12 protein-coding genes are annotated in these 18843 nt (G+C 68.8%); 4 read left to right on the plus strand and 8 right to left on the minus strand.

Features of this window, described 5'->3' with window-relative positions; translation table 11 throughout:
* Window positions 1-51 precede the first annotated feature (51 nt).
* Genes PV762_RS03800 through PV762_RS03810 form a run of 3 tightly spaced genes read left to right on the plus strand, consistent with a single transcriptional unit; the run spans window position 52 to window position 2791 of the window.
* Complete coding sequence (locus tag PV762_RS03800; protein WP_421033677.1) at window positions 52-1152, plus strand: sensor histidine kinase; 1101 nt, start codon at window positions 52-54, stop codon at window positions 1150-1152.
* Window positions 1149-1574, plus strand: coding sequence for a response regulator (locus tag PV762_RS03805; protein ID WP_421033678.1), 426 nt, complete (start codon window positions 1149-1151; stop codon window positions 1572-1574). The genes PV762_RS03800 and PV762_RS03805 overlap by 4 nt, the downstream gene beginning before the upstream one ends.
* Entirely contained in the window at window positions 1571-2791 is a 1221-nt protein-coding gene (locus PV762_RS03810) for a hybrid sensor histidine kinase/response regulator (protein ID WP_421033679.1), read from the plus strand. The genes PV762_RS03805 and PV762_RS03810 overlap by 4 nt, the downstream gene beginning before the upstream one ends.
* Here the strand turns inward: PV762_RS03810 and PV762_RS03815 are convergent.
* Entirely contained in the window at window positions 2778-3524 is a 747-nt protein-coding gene (locus PV762_RS03815; protein WP_421033680.1) for a 2OG-Fe dioxygenase family protein, read from the minus strand. The two genes, PV762_RS03810 and PV762_RS03815, sit on opposite strands and share 14 nt — an antisense overlap.
* An 84-nt stretch (window positions 3525-3608) precedes the next feature.
* Window positions 3609-4646 carry a CDP-6-deoxy-delta-3,4-glucoseen reductase gene (locus PV762_RS03820; protein ID WP_421033681.1) on the minus strand — a complete coding sequence of 346 codons (1038 nt, stop codon included), beginning with the start codon at window positions 4644-4646 and terminating at the stop codon, window positions 3609-3611.
* A 54-nt stretch (window positions 4647-4700) separates the two neighbouring features.
* On the opposite strand from PV762_RS03820, the gene PV762_RS03825 reads away from it, so the two are divergent.
* Window positions 4701-5624, plus strand: coding sequence for an NAD-dependent epimerase/dehydratase family protein (locus tag PV762_RS03825; RefSeq protein WP_421033682.1), 924 nt, complete (start codon window positions 4701-4703; stop codon window positions 5622-5624).
* A 13-nt stretch (window positions 5625-5637) separates the two neighbouring features.
* Here PV762_RS03825 and PV762_RS03830 read toward each other — a convergent pair whose 3' ends face one another.
* From PV762_RS03830 to PV762_RS03855, 6 genes are all read right to left on the minus strand, one after another.
* Entirely contained in the window at window positions 5638-6225 is a 588-nt protein-coding gene (locus PV762_RS03830; RefSeq protein ID WP_421033683.1) for a rhomboid family intramembrane serine protease, read from the minus strand.
* Between the two features lie 147 nt (window positions 6226-6372).
* Window positions 6373-10776, minus strand: a complete 4404-nt coding sequence (locus PV762_RS03835; RefSeq protein WP_421033684.1) for a C2 family cysteine protease — start codon at window positions 10774-10776, stop codon at window positions 6373-6375.
* A gap of 65 nt (window positions 10777-10841) precedes the next feature.
* The gene (locus tag PV762_RS03840) at window positions 10842-12185 is read right to left on the minus strand and encodes an HlyD family type I secretion periplasmic adaptor subunit (RefSeq protein WP_421033685.1); all 1344 of its coding nucleotides are present in this window, start codon (window positions 12183-12185) and stop codon (window positions 10842-10844) included.
* On the minus strand, window positions 12182-14350 hold the full coding sequence (locus PV762_RS03845; protein WP_421033686.1) for a type I secretion system permease/ATPase: 2169 nt from the start codon (window positions 14348-14350) through the stop codon (window positions 12182-12184). Before PV762_RS03845 ends, PV762_RS03840 begins: the two co-directional genes overlap by 4 nt.
* A gap of 91 nt (window positions 14351-14441) precedes the next feature.
* Complete coding sequence (locus PV762_RS03850) at window positions 14442-16226, minus strand: hypothetical protein (RefSeq protein WP_421033687.1); 1785 nt, start codon at window positions 16224-16226, stop codon at window positions 14442-14444.
* 44 nt (window positions 16227-16270) lie between these two features.
* A complete protein-coding gene (locus PV762_RS03855) occupies window positions 16271-18838 on the minus strand; it encodes a C2 family cysteine protease (RefSeq protein ID WP_421033688.1) in 2568 nt (855 codons plus the stop codon).
* Window positions 18839-18843 lie beyond the last annotated feature (5 nt).

Here is an 18843-nt window from a genome sequence, read left to right on the forward strand (position 1 = left end):
GGCGCAGAGAAATTCAAAGACGAACGAATCGTCAGGCTGGGAGGTTCCCCCATGTCCATCGACCGCAGCGACGACCGTTACCGGTCGATCGTGGAGGCGATCCCGAGCGCCATCGTGCTCGTGGATCGCCGACGCCGGATCCGGCTGGTCAACCGCAAGGCGGAAGAGCTCTTCGGCTACGCCCGTGACGAGTTGCTCGACGCACCGGTGGAGCTGCTGATACCGAGCCGTTTCCACGGGGAACATCCGCGTCATGTCGCGCAGTTCTTCGCCCAGCCCGAGACGCGGCCCATGGGCGCGGGGCGGGACCTGTTCGGACGGCGCAAGGGGGGCGAGGAAGTGCCGATAGAGATCGGCCTGAGTCCGATCGACACGGACGAAGGCTTGTGCACGCTTGCCTCCATCATCGACATCACCGAGCGCAAGAGCGCGCGGGAACGCTACGAGGACGAACTTCGTCGCAGCAATGCGGACCTGGAGCAGTTCGCCTATGTGGCTTCCCACGATCTGCAGGAGCCGCTGCGCATGGTCGCCAACTACACCGAGCTCCTGGCGCAACGGTATGCGGGGCAGCTCGACGATCGCGCCGACAAGTACATCCACTATGCGTCCGATGGCGCGCGCCGGATGCAGCGGCTTGTGGCGGACCTGCTGGCCTATTCCCGGGTGGGGTCGCAGGGCAAGCCGCTGGCGCCGGTCGCTGCCGGAGAGGTGCTCGCCGCGGTCACGCACGGCCTGCAGCGCCTCCTGCGCGAGTCGGGCGGCGCCGTGGAGGCGGGGCCGCTGCCGCTTGTGCTGGCCGACGAGGTCCAACTGCACCAGCTGTTGCAGAACCTGGTGAGCAACGCCATCAAGTTCCGTTCGGAGTCGGCGCCGCTCGTGCGCGTCGAGGCGACCCGCGAAGGCCCGCGCTGGCGGTTCAGCGTGAGCGACAACGGCATCGGCATCGACATGCAATACGCTGAACGCGTCTTCCAGATGTTCCAGCGCCTGCACGAGCAGGGGCGTTACGACGGCAGCGGCATCGGTCTGGCGATCGCCAAGCGCATCGTGGAGCGACACGGCGGGACGATCCGGATCGACTCCGAACCGGGGCGCGGCAGCGTCGTCTCCTTCACGCTGTCCGCCGCCCGGCCGGAGGACGCCTCGTGAGCCGGCCGCTCAGCGTCCTCCTGGTCGAGGACAACCCCGGCGACGCCGATCTGGTGATCGAAACCCTGGAGCAAGGCAAGCTGAAACTGGACATCGCCGTGGCGGTCGACGGCGCGCAGGCGCTGGCCCGGCTGCTGCGCCAACCGCCGTTCGAGGCGGTCGTGTCGCCTGACCTCATCCTGCTCGACCTGAACCTGCCCAAGGTGACAGGCCGGGAGGTGCTGGCGCGGATCAAGCAGGAGCCCGGTCTGCGGGAGATCCCGGTGGTGGTGCTGACTTCGTCCGACGCCGAGCATGACATCGTCAGGAGCTACCAGCTCGGGGCCAACTGCTATGTGACCAAGCCCGTGGGGCTGGTGGCGTTCCAGACCATCGTGCAGGCGATCGAGGGTTTCTGGTTCACGGTGGTGAAGCTGCCATGAGCGCGCTGCCCGACGACCTGGGCCTGGAACCCTCGCGCGCGCGCTGGCCGATCCTGCTCGTGGAGGACAACGACGGCGACGCGGACCTGATCGCCGACCTGCTGGCCGAAAGCGGCGCCGTACCGCCGCGGCGGGTGGTGCGTGCGGCGAGACTGGACGAGGCGGTGCGCACGCTGCAGCACCAGCGCGTGTCGGCCATCCTGCTGGACCTGCGGTTGCCCGATGCGCAAGGCATCGACTGCGTGAAGGCGGTCCGGTCGCAGGCGCGCGACACGCCGATCGTCGTGCTCACCGGTCTGGAGGATGACCAGCTCGCGTTGTCCTGCATGACGGCCGGCGCGCAGGACTATCTGTCGAAGCAGGACGTCCGTCCCCGTTCACTGCTGCGGGCCATCGATTACGCCATCGTGCGCGCCCGCGAGGCCCGCGAGCGGATGCGCTCGCAGGCACTTCGACTGCGCAGCGAGGAACTGCAGCTCGAGAACAAGCGCATCCTGGAGGCCAGCCGCCAGAAGGAACGGGTGCTGGCCAACATGTCGCACGAGTTGCGGACCCCCTTGAACGCGATCATCGGGTTCTCCCAGCTGCTGGGCGACGGGCCCGCCGCGATGGACACGACGGCCGTGCAGCGCTATGCCGGGCACATCCTGACCAGCGGTCGTCATCTGCTGGCGCTCATCAACGACATCCTCGACATGGCGCGCATCGATGCCGGCGGCATCGACCTCCGTCCGGAAGCGACCCGCCTTGTCGATGTCGCGCGCGAAGTGGTCGACATCGTGACGGGCAGCTTCACCGACAAGCCGATGACGGTCCGGCTCGAGATCGGCGACGATCTGGCGAGCGTCTGGACGGATCCGCTGCGCTTGCGGCAGGTGCTTTACAACTATCTGTCCAATGCCTGGAAATTCACGCCGGCCAACAGCGAGATCGTCGTGCGCGGCCAGCGATCCGGCACTCACGGTTTCCGGATCGAGGTCAGCGACACCGGCCCAGGGATCGCGGCCGCTGATCTGCCACGGCTGTTCACCGAGTTCACGCAGCTGCCGTCGGAGGATCGACGGCGTTATCGAGGCACCGGCCTGGGTCTGGCGCTGAGCAAGCGCATCGTCGAGGCCCAGGGGGGCAGCGTCGGCGTGATGAGTTCGCCGGGCCATGGGTCGACGTTCTTCGCCGAACTGCCCGACCTTGCCGCGGCAGACCTCAACGCCCCATGAAGGCGTCCGCCCGCAGCGTCACGACCAAGGTGTCGCGGTGGCCGGCATGCGCGGGATCGAAGGGCTGGATGGGCGTGGTCTCGTGGATGACCCGCTCGTCGTCGAGCAGCAGCAGCGTCCACGGCTCCATCATCGTGAAGCGCTGGCCGCGCGGGCCGTCGGCCTCGAAGACGCGCGACTCGCCGCCCTTGATGCCCTGGCGCGCCAGCATGAACACCGCCACCAGGTCCACGCCGTCGCGGTGCGCGCCCTCGGGCGTCGGCCGGCCGATGCCGCCGGCGGTGTCGATGCGGAACTGGTGCGCCTCGACGAACCAGGGCCGCGCGCCCTTGAGCCGGTCCGCCACCGAGGCCAGGCCCAGCAGCAGCCGCGGCCAGATCGGCAGGTCGACCGCGGCGGGATCCATCGGCTCGAACCAGCGTTCGATGCCGCCGTGCAGCGCGTTGTAGTCCACCGGCTGCCAGTGCGCGCGATGCGGCGCCAGCCGCACGGACGGATCGGCCTGTGCGTCCACCACGAAGCTCGCATGCCGCCGGAACCGGTAGCGGCCGCCGTCGCGCAGGTAGGCGTCGGGGGGCAGGTCGTTCCAGAAGGTCTGCAGCCCGCGCAGGTCGCCGGCCTGGCAGTGCAGCCAGTGCGTCAGGCTCTCGGGTGCGATGACCGTGTGACCGAGGTCCTGCAGTTGCTGCTCGAACTGCGCGGCGCTGGAATAGGGCGGCGGGAAATGCTTCATGTCCGAAAGTATGGAACGCCGCGCATCGCCATGGCGCATGTCACGCCGGGAAGGGGGACTTGCGCGGGCGCTAGGTGGACGTGCTCAGCCCGCGTGCTTGTCCAATTCGGAGGTGAACGCGTCGGCGTAGAACTCCTCGGCGGGTAGGCCGCAGGCGGCGACGAAGTCGCGCTGCGCGGACTCCACCATCACCGGCGCGCCGCAGGCATAGACCTGGTGCTTCGACAGGTCGGGCAGATCCGCCATCAGGACCTGATGGACGAAGCCGGTGCGGCCGGTCCAGCCGTCCTCCGCCTTGGGTTCGGACAATACCGGCACGTAGGTGAACGAGGGCATCGCGGCGGCGGTCGCCTCCGCCCAGTCGTGCAGGTACAGATCGGCCTTGGACCGGCAGCCCCAGTACAACGTCACCGGGCGGGTGATGCCCTGATCCTGGATGCGCTCCAGGATCGCCTTGATCGGCGCGAAGCCCGTACCGGACGCGAGCAGCACGATCGGCTTGTCGCTGTCCTCGCGCAGGAAGAAGCTGCCGAAGGGGCCTTCCATGCGCAGGATGTCCTTTTCCTTGAGGGCGCCGAAGACGTGGTCGGTGAACTTGCCGCCCGGCATGTGGCGGATGTGCAGCTCGATCGCCGGCGGCGTGCCGAGCCGGCTCGGCGCGTTCGCCATCGAGTAGCTGCGACGGGCGCCGTCGCGCAGGATGAACTCGACGTACTGGCCGGCGCGGTACTGCAGGTTCTGGTTGGCCGGCAGTTGCAGCCGGATCACGGCGACGTCGCCGGCCGGCTTCTCGACCGTGATCACGCGGCTGGGCAGCTTCAGCACCGGGAACTCGCCGGCGCCAGGCACCGTGCGGGCCTCGACCGTGCAATCCGTCTGCGGCTTCGCGCAGCAGGTGAGGATGAAGCCGGCGGCTTCGTCCTCCGGCGGCAGCGCCTTGGTCTGGTGCTCGCCGTGCACGACCTGACCCTCCATGAGCCGGCTCTTGCAGGAGCCGCAGGCGCCGTCCTTGCAGCCGTAGGGCAGGCCGATGCCCTGGCGGATGGCCGCGGCCAGCACGGTTTCGTCGTCGTCGACGGTGAAGTTGCGGCCGGCGGGCAGTACGGTGACCTGGAAGCTCATGGTGCGGGGGTGACTAAACTAACCCGCCATTTTGCCCCAGCCCGCCAAGACCCCATGCCCGGTGCCAATCCCGCTTCGCCTGCCGTCAACCGCCGTCGTCGCCGCGGCCGCCTGCTGATCGTCGGATGCGGCGACGTCGGGAGGCGGGTGCTGCGGCAACTGGCCGGGCGGTGGACGGTGTTCGCCCTGACCAGTACCGCGGCGCGGGTCGATGAACTGCGTGCCGCCGGCGCGATCCCGCTGATCGGGAACCTGGACGACGCCGCGTCGCTGGGCCGGCTGGCGGGGCTCGCGGACCGCGTGCTGCACCTGGCGCCGCCGGCCGCCCAGGGGCGCACGGATGAGCGTACCCGGCGTCTGCTGCAGGCACTGTCGCGTTCCGCGGCGCCGGCGCGTCTGGTCTATGCGAGCACCAGCGGCGTCTACGGCGACTGCGCCGGTGCGCGCATCGACGAGACGCGCACCGTGAATCCGTCGAACGACCGCGCCTGGCGCCGCGTCGATGCCGAGGACCAACTGCGCCAGTGGGGCCGCGTGACCGGCGCGTCGGTGACCGTCCTGCGCGTGCCCGGCATCTACGCGTTCGACCGGGAAGGCGGACATCCGCGCGAGCGGCTCGGCAAGGGGCTGCCGGTCCTGGCCCGCGAGGACGACGTCTTCACGAACCACATCCAGGCCGACGACCTGGCCCGTGCCTGCCTGCTGGCGCTGATGCGCGGCCCGGCGCAGCGCGTGCTGCACGCGAGCGACGACAGCGCACTGCTCATGGGCGACTACTTCGAGCTGGCCGCGTCCTTGTGCGGCATGGCGCCGCCGGCGCGCGTGACGCGGGCGGAGGCGCCCGGCGTGTTCTCACTGATGCAGATGAGCTTCATGAACGAGTCGCGCCGGATGGACAATCGGCGGCTCAAGCGCGAGCTGCGCCTGCGGCTGCGGTATCCGACGCCTCGCGAGGGGCTGCTCGCCGTCGAGGACTGAAGCGCAGGACCGCTCAGCGACGGCGGCTGCCGCGCCAGTAGTTGATCATCAGCCAGGCGCCCAGCATGCCGCCCAGGTGGGCGAAGTGGGCGATGCCGCTGCCGCCGCTGATGCCCAGGAAGAGTTCGAGCGCGCCGAAGATGGCGACGAAGTACTTGGCCTTCATCGGGATGGGCGGGAACAGCGGCATGATGACCCGGTCCGGGAACAGCAGCCCGTACGACAGCAGCAGCCCGAACAGCGCGCCGGAGGCGCCCACCGTGGGCGCGAACGAGCCCATCAGCAGCGTGAACACCAGCTGCGCCACCGCGGCGGTCAGCGCGCTGGCCACCAGCAGCTGCGCGTAGCGCTTGCCGCCCCAGATCGTCTCCAGTTCGGAGCCGAACATCCAGAGGCCGAACATGTTGAAGAACAGGTGCGCGAAGCTGCCGTGCAGGAAGGCGTAGCTGATGGGTTGCCAGAACTCGAATCTGCCGGAGTTCAACGGCCACAGCGCCATCATGAAATTCATCTGGCCGAAGGGGGCGTAGATGAACGGGAGACAGAACAGGCCCACGCAGATGAGCATGAAGGCCTTGGTCACCGGAGGAATGAAGGGCATGAGTCGGGCGTCTTCAGAAAGCACCGCGAGCGGCGCGTTGGGAAGGCGCAATGGGCCTGGAATCCAGCCAATGCGTTCGGACCAGTGTAGCCGCGCCGTGCGCAGGCCCCGGATCGGCCCGCGCACGGCGACGCATCGGCTTTTGCGTCAGTGCGACTTGGCCAGCGTGAACGTCGAGTTGGCGCTCGAGTTCCCGTGGGACAGGGTCGTCACCGCCGCAGGCACGTTGAAGCTTGCCAGGGCTTGGACCAACGGCGCGACGCTGCTCGTCGACGCGGCGACCGGCGTGAGGTAGCCCGCGTGCTTCGCGTCGGCGCTCTTCAGCGCGATCGACCGGTGCACCGCGTCAAGCCCTTGCAGCGAACCGCTCGACAGGTGGTTGATCGCGCTGGCCGGAAGTCCCGCGAATGCACCGGACGACAACGCGTTGAGCCACTTCGCATCGACCTTGGACCAGTTGCTTGTCGCGGCGATCTTGAGCGCCTGGTGCGGCCGCAGCGCGGCGACCGCGCTGGCGGAGAGCGTCTCGATGGCAGGCAGGTGGGCCACCTGTTTCCCGTTCATGGCGCGGAGGGTGTCCGCGCTCAGCCCCTTGACGGTCGCCGCGGGCAGCTTGCTCAGATCCGCGGGTTTGACGGAGGACAGCGCCGCCGGCGAGAGCGCGTTCACGTCGGCGGCCGTCATCCGGCTCCAGTCCGTGGGGGTGACGGGGGGCGTCGGGTCGAGCATGGCGGCGTGTGCACCGTCGGCGAGTTTCCGGGCAAGGTCGTGACGCGTCGTATCAAGCCCTTGAAGCGCCTCCTTCGTCATCTGGTTGATGCCGGCGGCCGGGATGGCGGCGAAGGCCGAGGCGGGCAGGGCGTTGAGCTGATCGGCCGACATCCAGCCCCAGGAGATGGCGACGGACGGCACCTGTGCTGCGGTCAGTCCGCTGAAGGCTTCTGCGGTCAGCCAGTCGGGATGCTCCATGGCGGCGATCTGCTGCGTCGTCATGGCGTGGAGGGTCGAAGCGGAGAGGCCCTGCTCGGCGGCCGACCACTCGATGTCCTTGATGCCCTGAGCCGGCAGCGCGGCGATGGCCTGCGGCGTCATCGCGTTGATCTGGTCGGCGGACATCCATCCCCAGGAGATGGAGACCGCCGACACCTGCGCCGCGGTCATGCCGGAGAAGGCGTTCGCCGACAGCCAGTCGGGATGCTCCATGGCGGCGATCTGCTGCGTCGTCATGGCGTGGAGGGTCGAAGCGGAGAGGCCCTGCTCGGCGGCCGACCACTCGATGTCCTTGATGCCCTGAGCCGGCAGCGCGGCGATGGCCTGCGGCGTCATCGCGTTGATCTGCGCGGCCGACATCGCGCCCCACGAGCCGGCGATGGCCGGGACCTGCGCCGCGTTCAGCGCGCCGAAGGCGGCGACGGACAGTTGCTCCGGATGCGGGATCGCCGCGATCTGCTGAGGGCTGAGCGCGGCCACGGTGGCGGCGCTCAGGCCCTGGATCGTCGAGGCGGGGAGCTTCTGCAGGTCGGCCGGCGCCACGGCGGCCAGGGCCTTCGGCGACAGCGCATTGACGTCGGACGCGGTGATCGTGCTCCAGTCCACCGCCGGCTTGGCGGGCGTCGGATCGAGGATCGCCGCATGAGCGGCGTCGGCGAGCTTCAGGGCCAGGTCGTGATGGACCTTGTCCAGCCCCTGGAGCGCCTCCTTCGACATCTGGTTGATGCCCGCGGCGGCGATGGCGCCGAAGGCGTCCGGCGTCATGGCGTTGAGTTGACCGGCCGACATCCGTCCCCAGGCGGCGGTGATGGCGGAGACCTGCGCGGCGGTCAGCGCGCCGAAGGCGGCGATGGACAGTTGCTCGGGATGCGGGAGCGCGGCGATCTGCTGCGGGCTGAGCGCGGCCACGGTGGCAGTGCTGAGGCCCTGGATCGTCGACGCGGGGAGCTTCTGCAGGTCGGCCGGCGCGATGGCGGCCAGCGCCTGCGCCGACAGCGCGTTCATGCCTGCGGCGGTGACCTGGGTCCAGTCCGTCACCGCGGCGGGCGCCGTCTTGATGTAGCCCGCGTGCGTGGCGTCGGCGGACCGCAGCGCGATGTCGCGATGGATCGCATCCAGCCCCTGGAGGGAGGCCTTGGTCATCTGGTTGATGCCGGCAGCGGGAACGGCGCCGAACGCTTCCGGAGACAGGGCGTTGAGTTGCGCGGCCGACATCCAGTACCACGAGACGGCGATGGACGGAACCTGCGCCGCCGTCAGTCCGCCGAACGCGGCGACGGACAACTTGTCTGGGTGGGCGAATGCGGCAACCAGCTGTGGCGTCATCGCGTGGATGGTCGAGGCGGAGAGACCCTGGAAGGCGGCCGAGGACATGTTCTGCACGGCCTTCACCGGCAGGGCGGCGACCGCCTGCGGCGACAGCGCGTTGAACCAGTCGGCGGACTGGTAGCTCCAGGACGTATTCAGGACGGGGATCTGGGCGGCGGTGAGGCCGGCCGCGCCGGCCGGGCTCAGCCAGTCCGGATGCGCGATCGCGGCGATCTGCTGCGTCGTCATCGCACCGACCGCGGCGGCGCCGAGTCCCTGGAGGACGGCCTGCGGCAGGGTCCCGATGCCCGCGACGGGCAGGGCGGCGATGGCCGCGGCCGACAGGCCGTTGTACCAGTCCGCGCTGAGGACCTTCGTCTGCGCGGCGAGCAGTCCGGCGACCGCGGACGCGGACAACTGATCGAGATGCGGCAGCGCCAGCAGCTGTTGCGAGCTCATGATCTGCAGGGTCGCCGCGCTCAGACCGTTGACGGTCGAGCCGCACAGTTGCTTCAACGCCGTCGGCGAGATGGCCGCGATCATGGCCGCCGACTGGCTGTTGATCCAGTCCGCGCTCACCGTGGACCAGTCGGTGGCGGCGAAGTGCGCGAAGGCGCTGCCGTATTCGATCGGCGATTCCATCACCACGAACTCACCGTTGCCGCTGATGGCGTCGAGTTCTTCCGGCGAGATCTCGAAGACGTAGTTCGATCCCCAGGGGTTCCGGAAGATGTACTTGTGATTGACCTCGTCGATGCCGGTGATCGCGAAGGCGTGTCCGCTCACCATCTGCGTCGAGCCGTCCGCACCCTTGGAGGATTTGCCGTAGGACGCATAGGTCACGATGCCCGAACCGTCCTCGAGCGCGGCCTTGACCGCTTCCCATCCCGACGTGCCGGAGGAGAAGCTCTTGCTGCTGCCGCCGGTCAGCGTCTTCATGGCCCAGGCCGAGATGCCGCCGTCGAGCTGCCCGATGTCGTTGTTCCAGTTTTTGTAGCCGTCGCCCTGCAGCAGCCCGCTGGCGCTGGCTTCCACGAACGCGTCCTCGATCAGCCGCGCCCAGCCGCCGGCGGCGGTGCTTGCGCCGTAGTTGGCCACCTTGCCGTCGACGGTGACGAAGACCGGCTTGTCGGCGCTGCCGTCGTAGAACTTGACGGCATAGGTGCCGTTGCCATTCGAACTGATCAGGCCGTTGAGCCGCTCCGGTGCGGTGGCGGCAAGGGCCTCCAGCGAGGAGATCAGCCAGCAGTCACCGAGCTGGCCCTGCGCCACGCCGACCGCGGCCTGCTGGACGGAACCGTTGAACAGCGGACTGTCGGTCACATCGGCGTATCCGTTGGCGGTCGGGTTGTTGGTGCCCAGGAACCACTTGCACACGGCCTGGTTGAACGAGTCCGCGCTCATGTTCACCTGGACGCCCATGCTGCCCATCAGGGACGACACATAGGTCTGATTGCCGGCAGCGCCCTTGGCCGAGGCGAGCGTATTGTTGAAGGCGTCGAACTGCGCGGCGCTCAGACCGTCGGAACCGATGTTCGAACACATCAGCTGAAGCTTGGACAGCACGCTGTCGTAGTTGACCGACGCGTCCTTGGAGGCCATGTCGATGTAACCGGCATGCATTTCATCCGCGCTCTTGAGCGCGATCGCGCGGCGCGTGGCGTCCAGGCCTTGCAGCGCGGCCAGCGACATCTGGTTGATGCCGGCGGCGGGGATCGCGGCAAAGGCCTCGGGCGACAGCGCGTTGAGCCAGCGGGCACTGGTGGAGTCCCAGTCGGTGGTGGTCTGCAGCTGTTCCGGACGCAGCTTGCCGACCGCCGACAGCGGGATCCAGTCGTTGTCCGCGATGGCGGCGAACTGGGCTGCCGTCATGGCCTGGAAGTCGGCATCGGACAGGCCGCGGACGACCGCCGCGCCGAGCGAGCCGATCGCTGCGGCGGGCACGGCGGAGAACGCGCTGGTCGACAAGCCGTTCATCCAGGCCGACGACATCTTGCTCCACGCCGCCGGAGCGATCGCGGACACCTGCTGCGCGGTGAGTCCGCCGACGGCGGCAGGGGCCAGCCATTCGGGATGCTTCAACGCGGTGATCTGCGCTGCGGACATCGCGGCCACCTGACCGCTCGTCAGGTATTGGTAGTGCGACTGATCGAGCGAGGCGAGCGACGCGGTCGGGATCTGCTGGATCTGTTCCGCGGTCAGTGCGCCGAATGCGGCTGCACTCAGGGCGTTGGGCTTGGTGAGGTCGGTCATGATGATGGAGGGCCGTGGCAGGGAAGTGAACGGGGGGAGCCGGGCGGGGAAATCGTGCGGGGCTTTCAACGCTCGCGCAGGCTCTCGCGCTGGTGCTGGATCAGCGGCGACAGGAGGTAGTCGATGACGCGTCGCGTGCCGGTGCGGATGTCCACGGTGCCGGACATGCCCGGGCCGATCGGCATGCGTCGGCCTTCGACATCGAGGGCGGTCTGATCGAGCGTCACGGTGACGGCGTAGATCGGTCCGCGTTTCTCGTCCTGCAGCGCGTCGCGCGAGACGTGGTCGACCCGGCCGGGAACCGTGCCGTAGCGCGTGTAGTCGAAGGCGTCGATCTTCACGGCGACTTCCTGGCCCTCGCGCACGAAACCGACATCGCGATTTTCGATGAAGGCCTCGAACTGCACGCGGCTGTTCAGCGGCACGATCTGCATCAGCGGTTGGGCCGCCGGAATCGCCGCGCCGACCGTGTGCGTCGTCAACTGCTGGACGGTGCCGTCGACCGGCGAGCGCAGCTGCAGCAGCGATTGGCGCGCGGCGGCCTTGACCACGTCCTGGCGCGACGCCTGCGTGACGCGGGCGGCCTCGGCCAGGCGATCGTCCGCCTGCTTGCGGGTCGTGGCGGTCAGCTCGCGCAACTGGCTGCGGGCCTGGGAAAGCTGGCCTTCCAGCTCGATGCGGGTCATCTTCCTCTGCAGGAAGGCGTCCTGCGCCACGTCCCGCGTCCGGGCCAGTTCCGCGTACTCGCGTTCCCGGTCGACCGCGATCGGCAGGGCGCCGGTGAACCGCGCGATATCCGTCGTCAGGTGGTCGCGGCGGGCGGCGTAGTCGTTCCAGGCGCTGGACAGGGACTGCTCAGCCTCCTGCCGGCGTTGCGCGGACAACTCGGCCAGCGCGGGCAGACGCGGCGCGCGGCCCGTGTTCAGCGCGTCGATCAGCGCGGTCTGGACGGCCACCTGCACGGCGGCGGCCTGGCGCTCGCCTTCGGCCTTTTCCAGCTCGCTGTCGACTTCCCGGTTGTCCAGCTCGATCAGCAGTTGTCCGGCGCGTACCTGCTGGTTCTCGGTCACGTGAAGGACGCGGACGCTGGCGACCTGCGTCGAGGAGATCGTCTTGCTCTCGCCGGTGACGGCGACCTTGCCCTGGCCGACGGTCACGATGTCGACGCGGCTGAAGAAGGACCACGCCAGCGTCGACACGACGATCAGCATCAGGATGCGGGCCACCCAGCGCCCGGCAGGGGACACCGGGCTGGCCTGCAGGGCGAGCGCAGCGGGCAGGAACTCGGCCTCGCGCGCCGTCCGACGCGGGGTCTTGTCGGCGGCCTCGTGTCGCCAGGCTTCCCGGACGACGGTGACGTAGCGGCCGATCAGGTCGGCGGCGGCCTGGGCTCGATGGAGCGCGTTCATGCGGTCACCTCGCGGGCGCCGTGCTGCAGCGCATTCAGGTGGGTGTAGATGCCCTTCGGGTCCGCCAGCAGGTCCTGATGGGTGCCGAACTCGGCGATCTCGCCGCGCTCCATCACCACGATGCGGTCGGCGTCCCGGACCGCCGACAGGCGGTGGGCGATGATCAGGACGGTGCGGCCCTCGCAGATGGCGCGCATGTTGTCCTGGATGATCTTTTCGGACTCGTAATCCAGCGCGCTGGTCGCCTCGTCGAAGATCAGCACGCGCGGGTTGCCGATGAGTGCTCGGGCGATGGCGATGCGCTGGCGCTGTCCGCCGGACAGGCCGGTGCCGTGCTCTCCGACCATGGTGTCGTAGCCGTCGGGCAGTCCGCAGATGAAGTCGTGGGCGCCGGCCAGCTTGGCGGCGCGGATGACCGCCTCGATGGGCAGCGTGGGATCGATCAGGGCGATGTTCTCGCGGATCGATCGGTTGAACAGCACGTTGTCCTGCAGCACGACGCCGACCTGGCGCCGCAGCGAGGCGGTGTCGACGACCGAGATGTCCTGGCCGTCGATCAGCACGCGTCCGCGGTTGGGGACGTACAGGCGCTGCACGAGCCGGGTCAGGGTGCTCTTGCCCGAGCCGGAGCGGCCGACGATGCCGATGACCTGGCCTGGCTCGACCCGGAGACTGACGCCGCGCAGCACATCCGGCGCGTCGGGTTTGTAGCGGAAGGCGACGTTGTCGAACTCGATCGCCCCCTGCAGCCGCGGCAGCCGGGTCTTGGCGCCGGCGATCTCCGGCTGCGCATTCAGCACATCGCCCAGGCGCGCCACCGAGATGCCCACCTGCTGGAAGTCGTTCCAGAGTTGGGCCAGCCGCAGGATCGGGCTGGAGACCTGGCCCGCGAGCATGTTGAAGGCGACCAGTTCGCCCACGCTCAGCTTGCGGTCGATGACCAACATGGCGCCGGCCCACATGATGGCGGCGCTCACCAGCTTGCTGATCAAGGTCACGCCGCTGCTGGCGATGGTGGCGACGTTGTTGACCGACTGGCCCGCGGTGACGTAGCCGGCCAGCTGCTGTTCCCACTTCTGGATCCAGCGCGGTTCAACGGCCATCGCCTTCACCGTGTCGATGCCGCTGATGGTTTCGACGAGGAAGGACTGGTTTTCCGATCCCTTGTTGAACTTGACGTCCAGGCGCGCGCGCATCACCGGCGTCACGGCCACCGACAGGACGAGGTACAACGGGATCGACAGCGCGACGATCAGCGTCAGCGTCGGGCTGTACCACAGCATCACGCCGAAGAAGATCACCGAGAACACCAGGTCCAGCACCAGCGTCAACGCGTTGCCGGTGAGGAAGGAGCGGATGTTCTCGAGCTCGCGGATGCGGGCCACCGAATCGCCCACGCGACGCGCCTGGAAGTAGGCCAGAGGCAGCGCGACCAGATGCCGGAACAGGCGTGCGCCCAGTTCGACGTCGAGCTTGTTGCTGGTGTGGGAGAAGACCCAGGAGCGGATGCCGGTGAGCACCACCTCGAAGACCGTGGCCGCGATCAGTCCGACCGCCACCACGTCCAGCGTGCGCATCGCGTGGTTGACAAGGACCTTGTCCATGACGACCTGGAAGAACATCGGCGTGACCAGGCCGATGAGCTGGATCACCAGCGAGATCGCCAGGATCTCGGTCAGGATGCGGCGGTAACGGACGATGGCCGGGATGAACCAGGTGAAGTCGAACTTCGCCATGTCGCCGGCGAAGCTCGCCTTGCTCGCGAAATAGATCAGCGTGCCGGTCCAGCGTGCGAGGAAGTCCTCGACCGACAGGATCCTCGGTGCCTGGCCGGGATACTGGATCAGCAGCTGCGGCGGCTGCCCTTCCTGCTGGCGGTACTGCGCAACGACCAGGTAGTCGCCCGTGCGCTTGTCCTTGGCGATCGCGGGCAGCGGCGCCTGCCGCAGGCGGTCCGGCGCCTGACGTACCGCCTTCGCCTTCAGCCCGAGCGATTGGGCGGCCAGCAGCAGCGTCTGCCGATTGAACGGGTCGTTTCCGTATCGATGGCGCAACTGGGCCTCGTCGGCCGCGACGCCGTGCAGCGAGGCGATCGCCAGCAGGCAGTGAAGGCCGGTGTCGGGCTTGGGAACGTCTGGGGCGATGTCCGTGATCGTCGTGTCCATGGTGGGCTCGCGGCGGCCGGTCGTCGTGACGACCGGCTGGGAGTGGAGGAACGCCGCGGGCCGGTATCGGCGCCCGCGGCGAAAGGCGGCGTCAGTGCGTCTTGACGAGCGTGAACGGGGCGTTTGCGCTGGTGGTCCCGTGGACGGTGGTCGTCACCGCCGGAGGGACGTTGAAGCTCGCCATGGCCTGGACGAGCGGCGCGGCGCTGCCCGTCACCGCCGGAGCGGGCGCGGGCGTGAGGTAACCGGCGTGCGCCGCGTCGGCGCGCTGCAACGCGAGGTCGTGGTGTGCCGCATCGAGTCCCTGCAGGGACGCTTTCGTCATCTGATTGATGCCGGCGGTGGGGATGGCAGCGAAGGACGCGGCGGGCAGGGCATTCAGCTGGTCAGCCGACATCCAGCGCCACGAGATGGCAATGGCGGGCGTCTGCGTGGCAGTGAGCGCGCCGAAGGCGGCCGGCGCGAGCCAGTCGGGATGCGCCATGGCCGCGACCTGTTGCGTGGTCAGGGCCTGGACGGCCGACGCCGACAAGCCGGCGTACGTGGCCTTCGTCATGTCCCGGATGCCCTGGAGCGGTACGGCGGCGAGGGCGTCGGCGGGCAGGGCGTTGAACTGCGCGGCGGACATCCAGCCCCACGAGATGGAGACGGCCGGCACCTGGGCCGCGGTGAGTCCGCTGAAGGCATCGGCGGACAGCCAGTCCGGATGTTCCATGGCGGCGATCTGCTGCGGCGTCATGGCGTGCACGGTCGAGGCGGAGAGGCCCTTCTCGGCAGCCGACCACTCGATGTCCTTGATGCCCTGGGCCGGCAGCGCGGCGATGGCCTGCGGCGACATCGCGTTGATCTGCGCGGCCGACATCTGGTCCCAGGAGGCGGCGATGGCCGGCACCTGCGACGCGGTCAGCGCGCCGAAGGCGGCCACGGACAGCTGCTCGGGATGAGGGATCGCTGCGATCTGCTGCGGGCTGAGCGCGGCCACGGTGGCGGCGCTCAGTCCCTGGACCGTGGCCACGGGCAGCTTCTGCATGTCGGACGGGACGATGGCCGCCAGTGCTTGCCCGGTCAGCGTGTTCATGCCGGCCGCGGAGATCGTGGACCAGTCCGTCGGCGGGGCGACCGGAGGGGGATTGAGGATGGCCGCGTGGGCGGCATCTGCGAGCTTCAGTGCCAGGTCGTGATGCGTCTTGTCCAGGCCTTGGAGGGACTCCTTGCTCATCTGGTTGACGCCCGAGGCGGCAATGGCGGCGAAGGCCTGGGGTGACAGGGCATTGAGCTGGTCAGCCGACATCAGGCCCCAGGCGGCGGTGATGGCCGGGACCTGGGTCGCGCTCAGGGCGGCGCAGGCGGCCACCGAGAGCAGCTCAGGATGTGGCAGCGCGGCGATCTGCTGCGGGCTGAGCGCGGCCACGGTGGCAGCGCTCAGGCCCTGGACCGTCGAGGCGGCCAGCCGCTGCAGGTCGGCGGGATCCACGGCAGCCAGTCCCGCTGCCGACAGCGCATTCATGCCGGCGGCGGAGACCTGACTCCAGTCCGTGGTTGCCGCGGGCGCCGTCTTGATGTAGCCGGCGTGTGTGGCGTCGGCGGACCGCAGGGCGATGTCGCGATGAATCGCGTCCAGGCCTTGCAGGGAGGTTTTCGTCATCTGGTTGATGCCGGCGGCGGAGATGGCGGCGAACGCCTCGGGCGACAGGGCGTTGAGCTGGTCGGCCGACATCCAGTACCAGGACACGGCGACGGACGGCACCTGCGCCGCGGTCAGTCCGCCGAAAGCGGCGGCGGACAGCTTGTCCGGGTGGGCGAAGGCGCCGATCTGCTGCGGCGTCATCGCGTGGAGGGTCGAGGCGGCCAGGCCCTGGACCGCGGCGGAGGACATGTTCTTGATGGCATCGACCGGAAGGGCGGCGACGGCTTGCGGCGTCAGCGCGTTGAACCAGTCGGCCGTCCGGCCGCTCCGACCGGACTCAGCCAGTCGGGATGTGCCATCGCGGCAATCTGCTGCGGTGTCAGTGCGCCCACCAAGGCCGCGCTGAGCTCCTGATACTGGGACTTGGAGAGCGATGCGATCCATGCCACCGGGAGGGCAGCAATGGCCTGGGCCGACAGCGCGTTCACCCACCCGGTTCCTACTGCCGACAACTGGTCCTTCGACAGACCGGCGATCGCTGTTGCGGAGAGCTGGTCCGGATGCGACAGCGACTGCAGTTGTTGCGTGCTCCAGAGGTGCAGGGTTGATGCGCTCAAGCCCTGGATCGCGGCCGCGGACAGTTGGCCCAGTGCCTGTGGCGTGATGGCGGCGATCATGGCCGGCGCCTGGGCGTTGATCCAGTCGGCGCTCACCTGGGACCAGTCGGTGCCGGAGAAATGCGCGGCGGCGCTGCCGTACTCCGCCGGGGTCGAGAGGACGGTGAACTCCCCGCTGCCGGCGATGGCATCCAGTTCCGCCGGCGAAAGCTCGAACACGAGATCGGGGCTCCAGGGGTTGCGGAAGATGAACTTGTGGTTGGCCTCGTCAATACCGATGACGGAGAACGCGTGACCGCCCACCAGGTTGGTCTTGCCGTCGCTCCCGGTGGAGACCTTGTTGCTCGACCCGTAGCTCACCAAGGCGCATCCGCTGTCGAAGGCCGCCTTGACGGCGTCCCAGGCTTCGGCGCCGGTGTCGAAGTTTGCGTAGTCGTGGCCGCCTGCGATGGATCTCAAGGCATAGCCCGAGACTCCGCCATCCAGTTCCGCGGTCTGATTGGCCCACGGCGTGGCGTAGCCGTTCCCCTGCAACAGGCCGTTGGCGCACGCCGCCACGTACGCTTCCTCGACCAGTCTCCCCCAGGCGCCGGCACCTGTGCCGGCGCCGTATCCGGCGACCTTGCCGTCAACCGTGACGAACACAGGCTGGGTGCCGCCGTTGAAGAACTTGACAGCGTAGGTGCCGTTGCCGTTCGAACTGATCAGGCCATTGAGGCGCTCCGGCGAATCCGCCGCGATGTCTTCCAGCGAGGAAATCAGCCAGCAGTCTCCGAGTCCGCCCTGTGCCAGATGGTTGGTGGCCTGCTGGATGGAGCCGACGAACAGCGGCTGGTCGGAGAGGTCGACGTAGCTGTCGGCGACGGCACTGTTTGTGCCCAGGAACCACTTGTCGACGGACTGCCTGAAAGCGTCCGCGCTCATCGTCGCCTGCACGCCGTCGCGGAGCATGTTGCTCATCAGCGACGACACGTAGCTCGGATCTCCTGTCACGCTCCGGGAAGCGGCGAGTGTGTTGTTGAAGGCATCGAACTGCGAGGCGGTCATACCGTCGGCGCCGATGTTCATGCACATCAGCTGCAGGTTCGCCAGCACGCTGTCGTAGTTGACCGAGGCATCCTGGGACGCCATATCGATGTAGCCCGAGTGGATCTCGTCCGCGCTCTTGAGCGCGATGGCGCGTCGCGTGGCGTCCAGCCCCTGCAGGGCGGCCAGCGACATCTGGTTGATGCCGGCCGGAGGGATGGCGGCGAAGGCTTCGGGCGAAAGGGCATTGAGCCAGCGCGCACTGGCGGAGTCCCAATCCGTGGCAAGACGCAGCTGCTCCGGCAGCAACTTGCCGACGGCCGACAGGGGCACCCAGTCGGTGTCGGCGATGGCCGCGAACTGGGCGGCCGTCATTGATTGGAAAGTCGCGTCCGGCAGGCTGCGGATGTCCGCGGCATTCAGGTTGGCGATTCCCGCGGCCGGGATGGCGGCGAAGGCGGCGGGCGCGAGCGCGTTCAGCCATGCCGGCGACACCTTGCTCCACGCCTGAGGCGCGATCGCCGCGATGGCGGCCGGCGTGAACGCGGCGACGGCGTTTGGCGACAGCATCTCGGGATGGGCGAGCGCGGCCGCCTGCTGCGACGTCATGGCGCCCACGGCCGCCGCGCCGAGTCCCTTGACCGCGGCATCCGACAGCTGCGCGATGCCGGCGGGCGGGACGCCGGCGAAGGCGGCGGGGGTGAGGGCATTGAGCCAGTCCGCCGACATCCAGCCCCACGAGACGCCGATGGCGGCCACTTGCGGGGCGGTGAGGCCGCTCACCACCGCCGGGGACAGCTGGTCGGGGTGCGGGATGGCCGCGACCTGCTGGACCGTCATGGCGTGGATCGTTGACGCGGACAGTCCTTGCCTCGCGGTCGACGACATTTCCTGGATCGCGCTCACCGGCAGCGCCGCGACGGCCTCGGGCGTCAGGGCGTTGAACCACGCCGGCGAGCAGTACCACCAGGCATCCTTGAGTTGAGGAATCTGAGCGGCGGTGAGGCCGCTGACTGCCGCCGGCGTCAACCAGTCCGGGTGGGCCAGGGCGGCGATCTGCTGTGGCGTCATCGCGGCGATCTGTGCGGCTGTCAGCCATTGGCAATGCGTCTTGTCGAGGCCGTTGAGCGCGGACGTCGATAGCTGCTGGATCTGGACCGCGGCCAGCGCGCTGAAGGTGGCTTGATCGAGGGAGTTGGGTTTGGTGAGGTCGGTCATGGTGG

Source organism: Mitsuaria sp. CC2 (assembly GCF_048957715.1).
Taxonomy (GTDB): domain Bacteria; phylum Pseudomonadota; class Gammaproteobacteria; order Burkholderiales; family Burkholderiaceae_C; genus Roseateles.